The organism is Paraglaciecola sp. (genome assembly GCF_039943935.1).
In the GTDB taxonomy this organism is placed as follows: Bacteria; Pseudomonadota; Gammaproteobacteria; order Enterobacterales; family Alteromonadaceae; genus Paraglaciecola.
This window is the reverse complement of sequence record NZ_JBDUZQ010000010.1, coordinates 98,664-113,558: the sequence shown is the minus strand read 5'-3', so window position 1 is coordinate 113,558 and position 14,895 is coordinate 98,664. Positions and strand designations below refer to the sequence as shown.

Sequence of the window (14,895 nt, the reverse complement as noted above, 5' to 3'; positions counted from 1 at the left end):
TCTGCAAGGCAAATTGGGGCATAATTAGCTTACAAGGGGAGAGTTGAGATTCAGAGGATGTAGGTAATTACAGGAGAAATCACGCCTGTACCATGTACAAACAGTTTTCTATGGTAATTTGTTCTGGATACTCGGCTTCTGAAAAACCAAGTTTACTATAAGTCTTAATAGCTTTGATATTGTGTGCGAATACAAATAACGAGCAAGAATCCGTGTTTAAGTCTGGTTTACCTATGGTGAGCAATTGCGTGATTAAGTGAGTTGCAATACCCTTACCTCGAAACCTCGGGTTAACTACTAGCCTTGCTAGATGGCATTTTTCAAATTTTAGATAATATTGCCCAAATCCTAAAAAGTCTCCATTAATGGAGAGCAGCGCAAAGGATTTTGACACATTAATATTTAAGTCACGCTTAAATGTAGCCAAACTAAATGGGTAATTAAAATTTGGGCCAGCCCATGTTTCTAGCTCATCTTTATTGTTGAACCAGGACATTAGTTCAATAACGTTTTCATTAGAAGCTTGGGTTAAATACATAGTCACCCAGTGATTAGATTAATTTGTTAGAGGTTCGAATTGTTATTTCCAGCCTTGTAACCAAGTATCGTGATTTTTCAGTTGTGTCCAATCTATAGGTTCAGAGCGTTTCGAGATAATTGCCTCGATTAGACAATGCACTAGAATGCCATCTTCATCAAACTCTACCTCTGTAATAAGAAAGTGCTTTTCTTTATTAATAGGTTTAGTAGCGGTCCACTTAGTATTGAGGAGTTTTTTAGGGTTAAGGCTATTTGAATTCAAATTTTCTTTCCAATCTCTAATTCAGATATAGTTTGTCGCTCAGTGAGCACTTGCGTGCGGTACGCACTAAAGGACGAAGTTGTGCTTTACTCATCTTCATTGAAACGTGTTGCCACTAATACTTCAACGGCATCGAGTGCTGTTTTAGCGTCTTTACCTTCACTAATAAATCTAATTTCTTTACCTTGGTTTCCTTCGAGCATCATAAGGCCCAATACGCTGTTGGCTGAGGCTATTTTGTCTCCTAAATGTAAGGTGATTTCAGCATCAAATTTATTGGTAAGCTGCACCAATTGCGTGGCGGCCCTGGCATGTAACCCTAACTTATTGACTATAAGTAGTGTTTTTTCAAATGTAGGCATAGCTGGTTATCTCCAACTTAACGATTGAGCTCACGATGTCGTATCTGTACGTCTGGGTGAGAGTCAGTAAAGGTTTTGGCAAGCATTTCTGCTACATAAACGGAGCGATGCTGGCCGCCAGTGCATCCAATGGCAATCGTAACGTAACTGCGGTTGTTACGTTCTAAATGAGGTAGCCAAGTGGATATCAGGTTTTGAATTTGCCAAATAAATTTAGTCACGATAGGCTGTGAACCCAAAAATATTTGTACCGGGCCATCCAAACCGGTGAGGTGTTTAAGGTCTGGTTCCCAATGAGGGTTGGGTAGAAAGCGCCCATCGAACATATAATCAGCGTCTTTTGGAGTACCATATTTAAACCCAAAAGATTCAAATACCAATACTAATCTAGAGCTTTTCTTACCTAATATTCTTTCTCTTACGAGTTCTGCCAGTTGATGTATAGAAAGCTGGTCTGTATCTAAATATAAGTCGGCTCGTTCTGCTATGGGGGCAAGAAGTTGGCTTTCAGCCTGAATGGCGGCTGATAATGATTTATTTTGTTTTGAAAGTGGGTGCAGACGCCTAGTTTCACTAAAGCGCTTTATTAGAATGTCATCACTGGCATCTAAATAAAGAATAGTCATATTCCATGATGGGGGTAAGTAGTTGAGTATTTCTACTAATTCGTTGGGGTTTTTAGGCAAGTTTCGTACATCAATGCTTACAGCGACTTGATCATACTCATCAACTACAGTATGAATTAAGGTTGGGAGCAGATTAACAGGAATGTTATCTACACAGTAGTAGCCTAGGTCTTCCAAAGAGCGCAAAACTACTGATTTACCTGAGCCTGAGCGACCACTGATGATGATAAGTTTCATTACACTATAGCCTCGAATAGTTCTTCATCTGAAGTGGCATCACGCATCTTTTTTAACGTTTCTTTATCTGTCAGCTTTGCCGCTATCGTTGACAGTGTTCCAAGGTGTTCAGATGCTTTATCGGCTGGCACAAAAATCGCAAAAAATACATCAACAGGTGCGTTATCTATTGCTTCGAAATCTATGGGGGTTTTACTAGTGACCACTATGGCAATGACTTCTTCGAGATTTTCAAGACGGCCATGTGGTAAAGCAATTCCATTGCCAATACCAGTGCTGCCCATTTTTTCTCTGCTCATTAAGCTAGATAAAATGGTGGCTTGGTCAATTTCTAATATATGCTGAGTAGCAATATCACTGATACGTTCCAGAATTCTTTTTTTACTTGCGCCATTAACTGCACATGACGTGCAGTCAGGGTGAAGGATATCTTTAATTTCCATTAGTGCATTCTAATTGTTATCACGAATTTCAGCTTAGTGGTGTTGTTGCTTTTCCTTGAACTTTAACACCTGTCGATCGAGTTTATCTATTAATCCATCTATTGCCGCATACATATCTGTATGTTCTGATGTGGCAAAAACTTCGGTACCACTTAGATGTAATGTGGCTTCCGCTTTTTGATTGAGTTTTTCAACATTTAAAATCACGTGTACATTATTAATGTGATCAAAATGTCGTTCCAGTTTAGCAAATTTGGTGTCGACGTAGTTCTTCAAAGAATCTGTAATATCTACATGATGACCGGTAAGGTTAATTTGCATATCGCCTTTTCCTTCTTTAATTTGCCTATAGTAGGCTCTTACGTTGATTTGACGGGGGTATCATTAATGACTCCCGGTATTTTGCGATTGTTCGCCGTGCCACCATAATGCCTTGGTCGGCCAACAATTGAGCAATCTTGCTATCGCTTAATGGTTTACTGGGCATTTCTGCTGCCACTAACTTTTTAATTAATGCTCTTATCGCAGTAGAGGAACATTCTCCACCTGCTTCTGTGGCAACGTGACTTGAGAAGAAGTATTTGAGCTCAAAGATACCACGTGGTGTGTGCATATATTTTTGCGTTGTCACTCGTGAAATGGTTGACTCATGCATGTCGACCATTTCGGCAACATCATTTAATACCATAGGCTTCATCATTTCAGGTCCGTGTTCAAAAAATCCCATTTGTTGTTGGACGATACAATTAGATACCTTGAGTAAAGTGTCGTTACGGCTTTCAACGCTTTTAATGAACCATTTAGCTTCTTGTAGGTGAGAACGTATAAATTGGCTGTCAGATGAGCTTTTTACACTTTTACTCATGGCGGCATATTGCTGATTGACATTGAGCTTTGGCAAACTGTCTGGATTGAGCTCTACGGTCCAGCGACCATTCTTTTTTGCTACGGATACGTCTGGAATAACATATTCAGATTCACCTGTTACTATAGCGGTACCTGGTCTTGGATTCAGGGTTTGTAACAAACGCATAGCTTCACGTAATTCGTCTTCTTTCATACGGGTTTTACGCATTAAGGTCCGATAATCTTTACTGCCAATTAGATCACAATAATCGGCGATTAACATTTTAGCCTCTTCTAACCAAGGTGTATCTGGTGCAAATTGTTTGAGCTGAATAAGTAGACACTCTTGTGCACTTCGGGCACCGGATCCAATAGGATCAAACATCTGAATACGCTTAAGTACTACTTCCACTTCGTCTAATTCAATTTCTTCATCATCCATACTCGCGAGTACTTCATCAGTGCTGATGGTTAGGTAGCCTGCTTCGTCAATGGAGTCTATTATTGCCATGGCAATGGCTACATCTGTATCACTAAAGTGAGTTAAGCGCATTTGCCACAGTAAGTGATCTTGAATATTGTCTGTGGTTTCTCCTTGGAAGATTTGATCATCATCGCCGATAGAGCCAGAACTTGAAGAAGAAGATGAAGAGGGTGCAGGTGCAGAAGAGGCGCTTAGATATTCGTCCCAGGTACTGTCTAGGGGTAAATCTTCAGGAATGTCATTATTCTGTAGAGCATCTCCAGATTCTACGCTGTCAACGCTTACATCTTGTTGCTCACTGGATTTCTCGGCGCTGTCTGCTGAGTGATTGGTTTCAAGGGCTTTTTCACCACTACTATTATCCAGTTGCTCATCGACTTCAAGTAAAGGATTAGAATCAAGAGCTTCTTGAATTTCTGTTTGTAAATCCAACGTAGACAGTTGCAGCAGCTTAATGGCTTGCTGTAACTGAGGTGTCATTGTGAGCTGTTGGCTAAATTTTAACTGTAAAGAGGGTTTCATTCACTTCTTATATTTAATGTAATGTGTTTATCAGCCGCGTTAATTTATGTGTTAACTATAGCCTGAATTGCTCACCTAGGTATACATCTCTTACACGTTGATCACTTAAAACTTCTTCCGCCGTGCCCGACGCAATTAATTCTCCGTGACTAACAATGTAAGCTTTCTCACATACATCTAGGGTTTCTCGTACATTGTGGTCTGTTATTAAAACACCTAAACCACGATCTCGTAAATGTTGAATTATGACTTTAATATCGTTAACTGATATAGGATCAACCCCTGCAAAGGGCTCATCAAGTAGTATAAAGTCTGGATCCGCTGCTAATGCGCGAGCTATTTCAACTCGTCGCCTTTCACCACCAGATAAGCTCATACCTAAACTGTTACGAATGTGATTAATATTAAATTCGTCTAGCAGGGCATCTGCCTGTTGCTCTCTCTGTTCTTTCGATAATTCTTTGCGAGTTTGTAGTATCGCCATTAAATTTTGATATACACTCAACTTCCTGAAGATTGAGGCTTCTTGAGGAAGGTAACCAATGCCTTGTCTAGCTCGAACATGCATGGGTTGCAAAGTTAATTCTTGTTGATCTATGTATATATCACCTTTGTCCAAAGGTACTAAGCCTACAATCATATAAAAAGTAGTGGTTTTTCCGGCTCCGTTTGGCCCTAACAATCCGACTATTTGTCCTGTCGATACTTCAAGGCTTACATCTCGAACAACTTGACGAGATTTATATGACTTGGCTAAATGGCTAGCTTTTAATAGGGCCATTAAGGTTGTTTATCCTGTTGTTTTTTTATTTTATTTTTGTCGTTAGAGACAGGCTGGAAGGTTGTGATTACTGGGACACTACCTTTCTTATCTCCTTGGGCAATAATTTGTTCAAGTTCCATATTGAAAACGATAGACTCACCTTTGACACTACTTGCATTTTGTTCAATTTCGGCGCCGCCAGACAAGGCTAAAGCTCTGGTTTCTCTTTGATATTCAATTCTGTTTGCTTTGGCTGTGACTATACTGCCATCTTCTTGCTGTTGCGAGTATTGAGCAGGGTTACCTGTGGCAATGAATATTTCTTTGCCATCACCTGCGCTAGCATCTATTTCTAACTCATCCGCTTTTAATTCTAAGGTGCCTTGCTTGATGATAACATTTCCCTCATGGAATGCTTTTTTAGCGATACCGTCAGCTTGCTGATACAAAGAAGATAACTCAATCTTTTGATTAAAGTCATCCTTGCCTGCTAGACTCTGGGCTGAAAACAGCAATGCAGCTGAAATACTAGCGAGACGCAGTAGGTTGATAAACGGTTTTGACATGGTTAAGTAACTCGTATCTTTGGGTTTCTAGGTTTGCGGTAAAGCCATTACTATTAATGACATAATTTGGACCAACAATTTCTACAGCTTGATCTGAATACATGGTCTTGTCAGCTAAATTGACTTCAATAAAACTAGTTCGAATAGTTTGTACGTAGCCATCTTTATTCAAACTGGTCACTTTTACATCGGTTTCAAATTGCAGTCTCTGATCCTCATATAGCGTCCCTTCTTTTGCGTCAACTTGCCAAGAATGTAAGGTTTGAGCATATAACAAATAGCTTGGTTGTTTAAACAGTGTAAAGCCTAGTAAGTCATAGTTTTCCATCTTTTCAGCATAGACTTGGTGATTAATATGACCAAACTTATCATACAATGTACTTTGCATTTTTTGGGCTTGGTAGTTGGGGATCCATGCTTCTTCAGTTTCGGGTAAATTTTGTTGTTTCTCTTCTTTCAACCAACTAGGCAAGACAAGTCCCAAGGCTAAGCTAAACAGCACTAAAATACATATAGTCAAACGACTCATACACTAGCGCCATGGATATTAGTGAGTTGTCCTTTTGTTAAAAGGATTAAATCGCAAATTTCTCTCACCGCTCCAAATCCACCTTTAGTTCGGGTGACATAATCCGCTGTACTTAACACGAAAGGGTGGCCATCATTGACACAAATTTTGAGTTTGGCAGTATTGAACATACCCAAATCTGGCATATCATCTCCAATAGCGGCTGTTTCATTAGCAGAGATTGATAACTGTTTTTGTAACACTTCTAGTGCCGATTGTTTCTCTTCGCAGCCCTGTAATATGTGTGTAACGCCTAACGCAGTCATTCTGGTTTCAACCATTTTTGAGCGACGACCGGTAATCACAACAACATGAATACCTGCATTTAAGAGCGCTTTTACACCATACCCATCGCGGGTATGAAAGGCTTTTAATTCTTCACCGTTTTGCCCCATATAAATACGACCATCAGAGAAGACTCCGTCAACATCACAAGCGAGTAATTTTATTGAAGACAGTTGCTCGAAAAATTGACTTTCTACTTGTCCGTAAGGGGTATCAATTGGCATGACTATATTATCCCTGCTTGAAGTAACAGTTGCATATTAATGGCCCCCACTGGCTTACCATCTGAGTCGGTTACAAATAGCGAATTAATTTTATGATGCTGCATTAATTTTAATACTTGGGCTGCTAACATGTCTGATGATGCTGTAATGCTATTTTGGGTCATGATGTCTTTTATCTGCACTTGGTGTACGTCTATTCTATCGTCTAATACACGTCTGAGGTCGCCATCAGTGAAAATACCGAGTAATTTTCCAGTATTATCGACTACACCGGCCATGCCTAGGGCTTTTTTAGATATTTCTAATAAAACTAAACTCAAGGTTTGCCTTGGCGATACTAAAGGTAACGCTGACTCTTTCACCATAACATCGCCGAGCTTAAGTAATAGTCGCTTACCTAAGGAGCCTCCGGGGTGAGACATAGCAAAGTCTTCAGATGTAAAACCTCTTGCATCTAACAAAGCAACAGCTAGAGCATCGCCCATTACTAAAGTTGCTGTGGTGCTTGATGTTGGTGCTAGCCCGAGAGAGCAGGCTTCTTTTTCAACTTTAACGCAGAGTTTAACGTCGGCATATTTGCCTAAGGTACTATTCACGTTGGCTGTCATAGCAATAATGGTAACACCGAGACGTTTAACTACAGGGACTAAAGCTAATAGTTCTGCTGTTTCTCCTGAGTTAGAAATAGTTAACAGTATGTCTTGCTCAGTCAGCATACCCAGATCGCCATGGTTGGCCTCAGCTGGGTGCATAAAAAAGGCTGGGGTCCCAGTACTGGCTAGGGTTGCTGATATCTTATGACCAATATGGCCAGACTTGCCCATACCCGACACGATTACTTTTCCTTTGCAGGCAATAATTAGTTCACATGCTTTAGTAAAGTCATCACCAATATATTGGGTCAATTGCTCAATTGCTTGACGTTCAATTTCTAATACTTGTAATGCAGATTTTTTAAACTTGGTCATGTGTAACTTAACTAAACAATAAAAATTGATAAGCGCCAAAACAACCAAGTAAACATAAACCTTCCACTCGGTTAACCCGTCTAGAGCCTTTAAAATTAAAACTAAATATTATCAGTAAAACTGTTAACCCGAGCATGACGTATCCATCTCTACTGGCTGCGTTACTGTCTATTGCTCCGGGAGAAATTAAACCAGGCATAGCAAGTACAGCTAGAATATTAAAAATGTTTGAGCCAATAATATTACCTAAGGCTAGATCGTCTTCATTTTTGAGCACTCCCGCAATACAGGCTGCTAATTCAGGTAAGCTAGTCCCAATGGCAATGATAGTTAAGCCAATAAGCAATTCACTCATGCCAAAGTATCGAGCTATGATTTCAGCTGAGCCCACCATAAAATGAGCACTTAGTGGTAATATTACCATGCCGACTACAACCCAAAAAATGGCTTTTCCTGTCGATACATCTGATGGAATTTCATTTTCAGTTTCAGGCTCCAAAGGGTCACCTTTGTCCATGTTTAATGACATCCAAGTGAGGCCGCCTATTGTTACAAAAAATAGGATTATCAGAATAATGCCTTCGAAATGTGTGAGCACGAAATCAGATAGAAAATAAACCGCCATTACACAAACTAGTAATAAAATTGGCATTTCTTTTCTTAGAGTACTTGAAGCAATTGATAAAGGCTTCAGCAGGGCTGTTAAGCCAAGAACTAAAGCTATGTTCGTAATATTGGAACCAAGGGCGTTACCAACTGCTGTATCAGGCACACCATTAAAAGAAGCTGTAGCAGCAACCATTATCTCTGGTGCTGAAGAGCCCATTGCAACAATTGTTAAACCAATAATCATTGGCGATACACCAATATTTTTGGCTAGAGCCGAAGCACCATAAACAAATCTATCTGCAGCCCAACTCAAAACAACTAACCAAATCAAAAAATAACCCGCTTCTAAAATCACACAAGCTCACTTCTATTAATAATACAATTCAAACACTATAATAATTAATTGTCTCAAAAAGCAATTGCTTTGCATATGGAGTTGAGCACAAATATTTTTGCAACTTTTCCTTCGGGATGTTGGTCTAGTAAATGAGTTAATCAAGGTTTCATCATTAATATTAGGGCTAAACTCTAAGACTCAAATGTGTGATCTTTGAGATAATTTGAAAATAAAGAGAGTGGATTTAACGCAATTGAATATACCTTGTTACTTTTTCTCTTTGTTATTCAATAATAAAACGGAATACAATAGACCCCTAGTTCAGTAATTAACCTTATTACATCTACTTATAATTGGAATACTGCTAAATCAATGGAAAATTTGATTGAAATAGACAATCTTACCTTTAGTCGTAGTGGTCGTATAATATATGACGACATATCACTGCGAATAAAAAAGGGCAAAACTACCGCTATAATGGGGCCTAGTGGGATCGGTAAAACCACTATGTTACGTCTTATGGGAGGGCAGTTAGCCCCTGACTCTGGTGATATTAGATTTAAGGGAGAGTCGATTCCTAATATGGGTCGCAGTCGATTATTTGAAGTACGCCGAGAAATGAGTATGTTGTTTCAAAGTGGTGCACTTTTTACCGATATGACAGTGTTCGATAATATTGCTTTCCCCCTTAGAGAACACACCAGCCTTACAGAGGCTTTGGTTCATACGGTTGTTATGTTGAAACTGCAAGCTGTGGGCCTACGGGGCGCAGCAAACTTAATGCCAGCAGAGTTATCTGGAGGTATGGCCCGCAGAGCTGCTTTAGCTAGAGCTATCGCATTAGATCCTGAGTTGATCATGTACGACGAACCCTTTGCTGGACAAGACCCTATTTCTATGGGGGTGTTAGTTAAATTAATTAAAGCATTAAATGATGCATTGCAATTAACAAGCGTTGTGGTCACACATGACGTCACTGAAGTGTTAACTATTGCAGACTATATCTATATCTTGGCCGAGAAGAAGGTAATAGGTAGTGGTACTCCGGAAGAAATTAAACACAGTGAATCACCACTTGTTCAACAGTTTTTGCAAGGTCAAGCTGATGGCCCAGTTCCTTTTCATTATCCTGCTACGTCAATTGAGAAAGCGTTTTTAGGCGGTGAGCTATGAATTGGTTGATTACTATTGGTGCAGCTACCATTGAGCGTTTTAGTTTGTTTGGTAGAGCGACTTTAATGTTAATCGGGGCCGTTATCGCTAAACCCCAACCCGTAAAAATGTTTCCCTTGCTGATCAAGCAAATACATGTGGTAGGTGTGCAGTCATTGCTTATTATTGTTGTGTCTGGCCTATTTATTGGCATGGTAATGGCTTTGCAAGGGTATACCATATTAGTAGGCTACGGTGCCGAAGGAAGTTTGGGGCCAATGGTGGCGCTGTCATTGTTACGGGAGTTAGGGCCTGTTGTGACCGCTTTGTTATTTGCTGGTCGAGCCGGCTCTGCTCTTACTGCAGAAATAGGTTTAATGAAAGCAACAGAGCAACTGAGTAGTTTAGAAATGATGGCTGTTGACCCACTCCGAAGAGTGATATCTCCTAGGTTGTGGGCTGGGATTATTTCTATGCCTATGTTGGCATTGCTTTTTAGTGCGATAGGTATCTTAGGTGGTCATGTGGTTGGCGTGGATTGGCTTGGTGTAGATGCTGGGAGTTATTGGTCGATAATGCAAGCAACGGTAGACTGGGATAAAGATGTAATCAACGGAGTAATTAAGAGTGTAGTGTTTGCTTTTGTTATTACATGGATCGCAACGTTTAAAGGGTATGATTCAATCCCAACTTCAGAAGGGATAAGCAAGGCTACAACTGAGACAGTGGTATATTCGTCTTTAACAGTGTTGGCCTTAGATTTTATTTTAACAGCATTAATGTTCGGTATTGAGTAAAGGAAAATAGGAATGAAATCCAGAAAATCAGAGTTATTGGTCGGTATCTTTGTCGTATTGACTATTGCGGCCGGGCTGATGTTAGCGTTAAAAGTCGCTAATGATAGTATGTCCAGCAGTACTGATACGTACACCTTATACGCTAAATTCGATAACATTGGTGGCCTCAAAGTAAGGTCTGCGGTAAAAGTTGGCGGTGTAACAGTGGGCCGTGTGGATAGTATTACTTTAAGTAAAAATGATTTTACGCCAGTTGTTGAAATGAGTATTTCGACTGAGTTTAATGAGTTTCCAGAGACAAGTTCTGTTTCTATTTTAACCTCAGGTTTATTAGGAGAGCAATATGTAGGCTTTCAACCTGGTTTTGTGATTGACGGTATTGAAAACCTAGCACAAGGTGACTACATAGAAGACACAAAATCAGCCTTGGTGCTCGAAGACCTTATTGGTCAATTCCTATTTAGTAGCAATGATGATTAATATTAACTCATCAGTGGAGAGATAACGTGAAAAATCGATTTTTTAAGGGGCTTGTAGCTGGATTCTTTGCAATCGGCTCAATGACTGCTCAAGCAGAAAGTACTAATCCTTATGTCATGCTTGAAGAAGTCGCTACAATTACATTCGATAGAATCAAAAAAGAGCATAAGCAAATTCAAGAAGATCCAGAGCTTTTACGTAATGTGATGGAAGAAGAGTTATTGCCTTATGTGGATTATAGATTTTCGGCTTTAAAGGTATTAGGTAAGCATTATAAACTCGTGCCTAAAAAGCAGTTTCCTGAATATATCAGCGTATTTCGGTCTTATTTGATTACTACCTATGCGTTAGCAATGGCTTATTACAATGGACAAGAAGTAGAGTTTCAACCAGTGAGAGAGGTTACTGATGAAACCACTGTTACAGTTAGAGCGATAGTCAAAGAGTCGGGAAAACCAGATATAAATTTAGCCTTTAAATTGCGTAAGAATAAGAAAACGAATGAGTGGAAAGCTTACGACATGGTAGCTGAAGGTATTAGTTTGTTATCTACCAAGCAAGGTGAATTTGAGTCTATGTTACGTAAAGATGGGCTTGATGCTGTAATGGATATGATGAAACAAACTATCAACAAGCCTATTAATTTAGAAGCAGCGAAAAAGGTATAATGGCGTGAATAGTTTTTCTGTATCTGAGTTATCGGGTGGGCATTTTACTCTTAAAGGTGATTTAAATCGTAATACCGTAACCTTTGCTTGGAAAAACGCATTAAGTGACTTGAATACTAAGCAAGACGAAAGTAATGAGCTATTGCCTATTGTTGATTTGGCAGAAATACAAGATGTCGATACTGCAGGTTTGGCTTGGTTGGTGAATTTGTTGAGACAAAGCAAACTACAAAATATTAAGTTTCAGTTAAAAAATGTTCCTGTTACTTTAATTAATCTCGCGAAAATAAGCGACGTAGATAACTTTTTATCTGTACAATAGCCGCATTTTTCGCGCTTTAGGAGCGACCATGGATAATCAACAAATTGAAGCCCTTTTGAAAGAATCCTTAAATCTTCCAGAGGTTCATGTAAGTGGTGAAGGTTCACACTTTCAAGTAATAGCTGTAAGTGACATTTTTGCTGATATGAGCCGAGTCAAAAAACAGCAGTTTGTGTATGCACCACTTGCTGAACAAATTGCTGAAGGCACTATGCATGCAGTTTCAATTAAAACATTTACTGAAAAACAATGGCAAAGAGAGAAGTTATTTAATCTTCCGCAATAAATTGATACTAGCAGTACAACCCACATTTTATATATAGACCAAAGCTTGTCATGTTTTTAATTACAGGCAAATATCAACCAGAGTAGCTCTATGGACAAATTAATTATTGAGGCATGCCCGCCTTTATCAGGTGACGTGATTATCTCTGGCGCAAAAAATGCTGCCTTACCTATTTTAATGTCGAGTATTCTTGCAGACTCATCATGTGTTTTTGAAAACGTACCTGAATTAAGAGATATACACACTAGTTTATTATTACTAGAAGAGTTAGGTGCTACAGCGGTTAGACGTGACGCCCAATCGGTAGAAATAGACCCAAGTACTATCAGCAATTTTGATGCATCTTATGACCTAGTTAAAACTATGCGGGCATCAATATTAGTATTGGGTCCATTATTGGCAAAATTTGGTGAGGCCAATGTATCTCTTCCGGGCGGTTGCGCAATCGGTGCTCGCCCTGTAAACCTACATTTGCAAGGTTTAGAGCAAATGGGTGCAAAAATTGATGTTGATGCCGGCTATATTCGTGCTTCAGTACCTGGAAAGTTACAAGGCGCGCATATATTTATGGATGTGGTGAGTGTTGGGGCGACTGAAAACCTCATGATGGCTGCATGTTTAGCACAGGGTGAGACTATTTTAGAGAATGCCGCAAGAGAGCCTGAAATTGTTGATTTAGCTGATTGTTTGAATGCTATGGGGGCAAAAGTGTCCCATGCAGGCAGTGATAAAATAGTGATTCAGGGCGTTGAGACTCTAGACGGATGTCACTATAGGGTATTACCAGACCGTATTGAGACAGGAACTTTTCTGATAGCGGCAGCAGTAACGTCAGGAAAGGTTCGTTGTGTTAATGCTGCTCCTAAAACATTAGAAGCAGTATTAGATAAATTATCAAAAGCGGGTGCCGAGGTAACAACTGGGGACGATTGGATAGAGTTAGATATGACTTCTGGTGCACTGAAAAGTGTGGATATTAAAACGGCTCCTCACCCTGGATTCCCTACCGATATGCAAGCACAATTTGTTGCTCTTAACTGCTTGGCTGAAGGTACAGGCGTGGTGACTGAGAATATCTTTGAGAATCGTTTTATGCATGTGCCTGAACTACAGAGGATGGGGGCAGTTATTTCCCTTCAAGCAAGTAGTGCTGTATGTGATGGCCTTTCTACTTTAAAAGGTGCTCAAGTTATGGCGACAGATTTAAGGGCTTCGGCAAGCTTAGTGATAGCAGGTTTAGTCGCAGAAGGTCAAACTACAGTAGACAGAATCTACCATTTAGACAGAGGCTACGAACATATTGAAACTAAGCTAAATGGTTTAGGTGCTAATATTAAAAGGGTAAAAGGGTAAAGTAGATATTGTTGGGTGATATCGAGTCGCTCAACGTATTTTGAAAAAGTGGTTTTATATACCTAGTTGTGTCTACTGCTAGGTAACCTCAAGCTACTTAAGTTCTGCAACCTGCATAGCTAGGTTGATGATTTCTCCATCTCGATTGACTTCTATATCTAAAATAGTACCAGGTGCAGTGTCGGTTATAAAATCTAAGGTTTTACGGATATTGGTAGCCGGTTGGCCATTTACAGATAAAATTAGGTCTTTTACAGCCAACCCGGAAATTTCAGCAGGGGTTCCGCTATATACATTTGTTACTAAAATCCCCATGTCACCTAAATTATTTTGTTCTCCCGCAAAGCCTAAGGCTCCTCGAGTAACTTTACCTGTTGCAATTATTTCATCCATGACTTGTTTTGCCAAATTGTATGGAACCGCAAATGAAACCCCGTCAACTGACTCTACTCTGTTACGACTAATCCTAGTTTTAAAATTAGCGTTGTTTATTCCTATAAGATAACCTTGACTGTCAATTAAGGCGCCACCAGAGTTTCCTTCATTTAATACTGCATCGGTTTGAATGTAATCAAAATAGTTGTTTAAGCCATTGTTACTTATCCGACTTACAATGCCTTGGGTGACGGTTTGCCCTAGGTTGTATGGGTTACCAACAGCTAAAACCACGTCACCAACTAATGTATTAGGATCTTCTATTTGCGGAATAGCATGCAGATTATCTACAGGAACACTTAAAACAGCTAAATCTGTAACCGCATCAAATCCAACAATTTGGGCTTCTTCAAGTCGGCCATCTTGTAATGCCACTAAAATAAGCTTTGCATTAGCAATTACGTGATAACAAGTTAATACATAACCGTTTGAAGTCATTATGACTCCTGAGCCTAAGCTAGTTCTTTCTACAGCTTGACGGCGGTTATAGCCGCTGCTTTCGATGTTTTGACTGTAGATGTTCACTACGGCGGGGCCAGAAGCATTGACTGCGCTATTAAAGCTAAAGTTATTGATTGAACTTGGTGCTGAAGAGAAGACGGTTAAAGGTAAACCTGTTCCTTGGCGTAAATTGGGAACCAGAAAAAGTATGACACAAGCAATCATCACCCCAATGATGATTGACTTAAAAATAGAGGTTATGAATTTTAACACGAGAATATTGAACGCTTGTTACACTTTATATAACTCAATAATAACA

The 14,895-nt window shown here is 39.6% G+C and carries 21 protein-coding genes; 7 read left to right on the top strand and 14 right to left on the bottom strand.

Going from position 1 to position 14,895, the window contains the following annotated elements; translation table 11 throughout:
- Positions 1-79: 79 nt before the first annotated feature.
- The 13 genes from ABJD71_RS06300 to ABJD71_RS06240 all read right to left on the bottom strand — a co-directional run bounded on the left by ABJD71_RS06300 (position 80) and on the right by ABJD71_RS06240 (position 8,660).
- Positions 80-538 carry a GNAT family N-acetyltransferase gene (locus ABJD71_RS06300; protein ID WP_348166223.1) on the bottom strand — a complete coding sequence of 153 codons (459 nt, stop codon included), beginning with the start codon at positions 536-538 and terminating at the stop codon, positions 80-82.
- A 42-nt stretch (positions 539-580) separates the two neighbouring features.
- The gene (locus ABJD71_RS06295) at positions 581-802 is read right to left on the bottom strand and encodes a TIGR02450 family Trp-rich protein (protein WP_348166220.1); all 222 of its coding nucleotides are present in this window, start codon (positions 800-802) and stop codon (positions 581-583) included.
- Positions 803-888: 86 nt separating this feature from the next.
- Positions 889-1,164: an HPr family phosphocarrier protein gene (locus tag ABJD71_RS06290; RefSeq protein ID WP_348166217.1), complete on the bottom strand. Its 276-nt coding sequence runs from the start codon at positions 1,162-1,164 to the stop codon at positions 889-891.
- 17 nt (positions 1,165-1,181) lie between these two features.
- Positions 1,182-2,027, bottom strand: a complete 846-nt coding sequence (gene rapZ, locus ABJD71_RS06285; RefSeq protein WP_348166214.1) for an RNase adapter RapZ — start codon at positions 2,025-2,027, stop codon at positions 1,182-1,184.
- Entirely contained in the window at positions 2,027-2,470 is a 444-nt protein-coding gene (gene ptsN, locus ABJD71_RS06280) for a PTS IIA-like nitrogen regulatory protein PtsN (RefSeq protein ID WP_348166211.1), read from the bottom strand. The genes rapZ and ptsN overlap by 1 nt, the downstream gene beginning before the upstream one ends.
- A gap of 33 nt (positions 2,471-2,503) precedes the next feature.
- Positions 2,504-2,791: a ribosome hibernation promoting factor gene (gene hpf / locus ABJD71_RS06275; protein WP_348166208.1), complete on the bottom strand. Its 288-nt coding sequence runs from the start codon at positions 2,789-2,791 to the stop codon at positions 2,504-2,506.
- Between the two features lie 25 nt (positions 2,792-2,816).
- Positions 2,817-4,322, bottom strand: a complete 1,506-nt coding sequence (locus ABJD71_RS06270; RefSeq protein ID WP_348166205.1) for an RNA polymerase factor sigma-54 — start codon at positions 4,320-4,322, stop codon at positions 2,817-2,819.
- A gap of 55 nt (positions 4,323-4,377) precedes the next feature.
- Complete coding sequence (gene lptB, locus ABJD71_RS06265; protein ID WP_348166202.1) at positions 4,378-5,103, bottom strand: LPS export ABC transporter ATP-binding protein; 726 nt, start codon at positions 5,101-5,103, stop codon at positions 4,378-4,380.
- Positions 5,103-5,651 (bottom strand): lipopolysaccharide transport periplasmic protein LptA, encoded by a 549-nt coding sequence (gene lptA / locus ABJD71_RS06260; RefSeq protein WP_348166199.1) that lies wholly within the window; start codon positions 5,649-5,651, stop codon positions 5,103-5,105. Before lptA ends, lptB begins: the two co-directional genes overlap by 1 nt.
- The gene (gene lptC / locus ABJD71_RS06255) at positions 5,614-6,180 is read right to left on the bottom strand and encodes an LPS export ABC transporter periplasmic protein LptC (protein ID WP_348166196.1); all 567 of its coding nucleotides are present in this window, start codon (positions 6,178-6,180) and stop codon (positions 5,614-5,616) included. Before lptC ends, lptA begins: the two co-directional genes overlap by 38 nt.
- Positions 6,177-6,728, bottom strand: coding sequence for a 3-deoxy-manno-octulosonate-8-phosphatase KdsC (gene kdsC, locus ABJD71_RS06250; protein WP_348166193.1), 552 nt, complete (start codon positions 6,726-6,728; stop codon positions 6,177-6,179). Before kdsC ends, lptC begins: the two co-directional genes overlap by 4 nt.
- A 2-nt stretch (positions 6,729-6,730) precedes the next feature.
- Complete coding sequence (locus ABJD71_RS06245; protein WP_348166190.1) at positions 6,731-7,696, bottom strand: KpsF/GutQ family sugar-phosphate isomerase; 966 nt, start codon at positions 7,694-7,696, stop codon at positions 6,731-6,733.
- A 7-nt stretch (positions 7,697-7,703) separates the two neighbouring features.
- Positions 7,704-8,660, bottom strand: coding sequence for a calcium/sodium antiporter (locus tag ABJD71_RS06240; RefSeq protein WP_348166186.1), 957 nt, complete (start codon positions 8,658-8,660; stop codon positions 7,704-7,706).
- A 354-nt stretch (positions 8,661-9,014) separates the two neighbouring features.
- Between ABJD71_RS06240 and ABJD71_RS06235 the strand changes: the two genes are divergently transcribed.
- The 7 genes from ABJD71_RS06235 to murA all read left to right on the top strand — a co-directional run bounded on the left by ABJD71_RS06235 (position 9,015) and on the right by murA (position 13,700).
- Positions 9,015-9,815 carry an ATP-binding cassette domain-containing protein gene (locus tag ABJD71_RS06235; RefSeq protein ID WP_348166183.1) on the top strand — a complete coding sequence of 267 codons (801 nt, stop codon included), beginning with the start codon at positions 9,015-9,017 and terminating at the stop codon, positions 9,813-9,815.
- Positions 9,812-10,591, top strand: a complete 780-nt coding sequence (gene mlaE, locus ABJD71_RS06230) for a lipid asymmetry maintenance ABC transporter permease subunit MlaE (RefSeq protein WP_348166180.1) — start codon at positions 9,812-9,814, stop codon at positions 10,589-10,591. Before ABJD71_RS06235 ends, mlaE begins: the two co-directional genes overlap by 4 nt.
- 12 nt (positions 10,592-10,603) lie before the next feature.
- Positions 10,604-11,071 (top strand): outer membrane lipid asymmetry maintenance protein MlaD, encoded by a 468-nt coding sequence (mlaD, locus tag ABJD71_RS06225; RefSeq protein ID WP_348166177.1) that lies wholly within the window; start codon positions 10,604-10,606, stop codon positions 11,069-11,071.
- Between the two features lie 80 nt (positions 11,072-11,151).
- A complete protein-coding gene (locus ABJD71_RS06220) occupies positions 11,152-11,739 on the top strand; it encodes an ABC transporter substrate-binding protein (protein ID WP_348166553.1) in 588 nt (195 codons plus the stop codon).
- A gap of 4 nt (positions 11,740-11,743) precedes the next feature.
- A complete protein-coding gene (locus tag ABJD71_RS06215) occupies positions 11,744-12,061 on the top strand; it encodes an STAS domain-containing protein (protein WP_348166174.1) in 318 nt (105 codons plus the stop codon).
- Between the two features lie 28 nt (positions 12,062-12,089).
- Positions 12,090-12,347, top strand: coding sequence for a BolA family protein (locus tag ABJD71_RS06210; protein ID WP_348166171.1), 258 nt, complete (start codon positions 12,090-12,092; stop codon positions 12,345-12,347).
- 90 nt (positions 12,348-12,437) lie between these two features.
- Positions 12,438-13,700 carry a UDP-N-acetylglucosamine 1-carboxyvinyltransferase gene (murA, locus tag ABJD71_RS06205; protein ID WP_348166168.1) on the top strand — a complete coding sequence of 421 codons (1,263 nt, stop codon included), beginning with the start codon at positions 12,438-12,440 and terminating at the stop codon, positions 13,698-13,700.
- Positions 13,701-13,793: 93 nt separating this feature from the next.
- On the opposite strand, the gene ABJD71_RS06200 is transcribed toward murA, so the two are convergent.
- Entirely contained in the window at positions 13,794-14,801 is a 1,008-nt protein-coding gene (locus tag ABJD71_RS06200; protein ID WP_348166550.1) for a trypsin-like peptidase domain-containing protein, read from the bottom strand.
- Positions 14,802-14,895 lie beyond the last annotated feature (94 nt).

Bases quoted from the DNA above. Each gene is read 5' to 3' on its own strand.
- mlaD (WP_348166177.1), top strand. From the start codon at position 10,604: ATGAAATCCAGAAAATCAGAGTTATTGGTCGGTATCTTTGTCGTATTG.
- kdsC (WP_348166193.1), bottom strand. From the start codon at position 6,728: ATGCCAATTGATACCCCTTACGGACAAGTAGAAAGTCAATTTTTCGAG.
- lptC (WP_348166196.1), bottom strand. From the start codon at position 6,180: ATGAGTCGTTTGACTATATGTATTTTAGTGCTGTTTAGCTTAGCCTTG.
- ABJD71_RS06235 (WP_348166183.1), top strand. From the start codon at position 9,015: ATGGAAAATTTGATTGAAATAGACAATCTTACCTTTAGTCGTAGTGGT.
- lptA (WP_348166199.1), bottom strand. From the start codon at position 5,651: ATGTCAAAACCGTTTATCAACCTACTGCGTCTCGCTAGTATTTCAGCT.
- murA (WP_348166168.1), top strand. From the start codon at position 12,438: ATGGACAAATTAATTATTGAGGCATGCCCGCCTTTATCAGGTGACGTG.
- rapZ (WP_348166214.1), bottom strand. From the start codon at position 2,027: ATGAAACTTATCATCATCAGTGGTCGCTCAGGCTCAGGTAAATCAGTA.
- ptsN (WP_348166211.1), bottom strand. From the start codon at position 2,470: ATGGAAATTAAAGATATCCTTCACCCTGACTGCACGTCATGTGCAGTT.
- ABJD71_RS06300 (WP_348166223.1), bottom strand. From the start codon at position 538: ATGTATTTAACCCAAGCTTCTAATGAAAACGTTATTGAACTAATGTCC.
- ABJD71_RS06245 (WP_348166190.1), bottom strand. From the start codon at position 7,696: ATGACCAAGTTTAAAAAATCTGCATTACAAGTATTAGAAATTGAACGT.
- lptB (WP_348166202.1), bottom strand. From the start codon at position 5,103: ATGGCCCTATTAAAAGCTAGCCATTTAGCCAAGTCATATAAATCTCGT.
- ABJD71_RS06200 (WP_348166550.1), bottom strand. From the start codon at position 14,801: ATGATTGCTTGTGTCATACTTTTTCTGGTTCCCAATTTACGCCAAGGA.
- ABJD71_RS06210 (WP_348166171.1), top strand. From the start codon at position 12,090: ATGGATAATCAACAAATTGAAGCCCTTTTGAAAGAATCCTTAAATCTT.
- ABJD71_RS06270 (WP_348166205.1), bottom strand. From the start codon at position 4,322: ATGAAACCCTCTTTACAGTTAAAATTTAGCCAACAGCTCACAATGACA.
- hpf (WP_348166208.1), bottom strand. From the start codon at position 2,791: ATGCAAATTAACCTTACCGGTCATCATGTAGATATTACAGATTCTTTG.
- mlaE (WP_348166180.1), top strand. From the start codon at position 9,812: ATGAATTGGTTGATTACTATTGGTGCAGCTACCATTGAGCGTTTTAGT.
- ABJD71_RS06220 (WP_348166553.1), top strand. From the start codon at position 11,152: ATGACTGCTCAAGCAGAAAGTACTAATCCTTATGTCATGCTTGAAGAA.
- ABJD71_RS06290 (WP_348166217.1), bottom strand. From the start codon at position 1,164: ATGCCTACATTTGAAAAAACACTACTTATAGTCAATAAGTTAGGGTTA.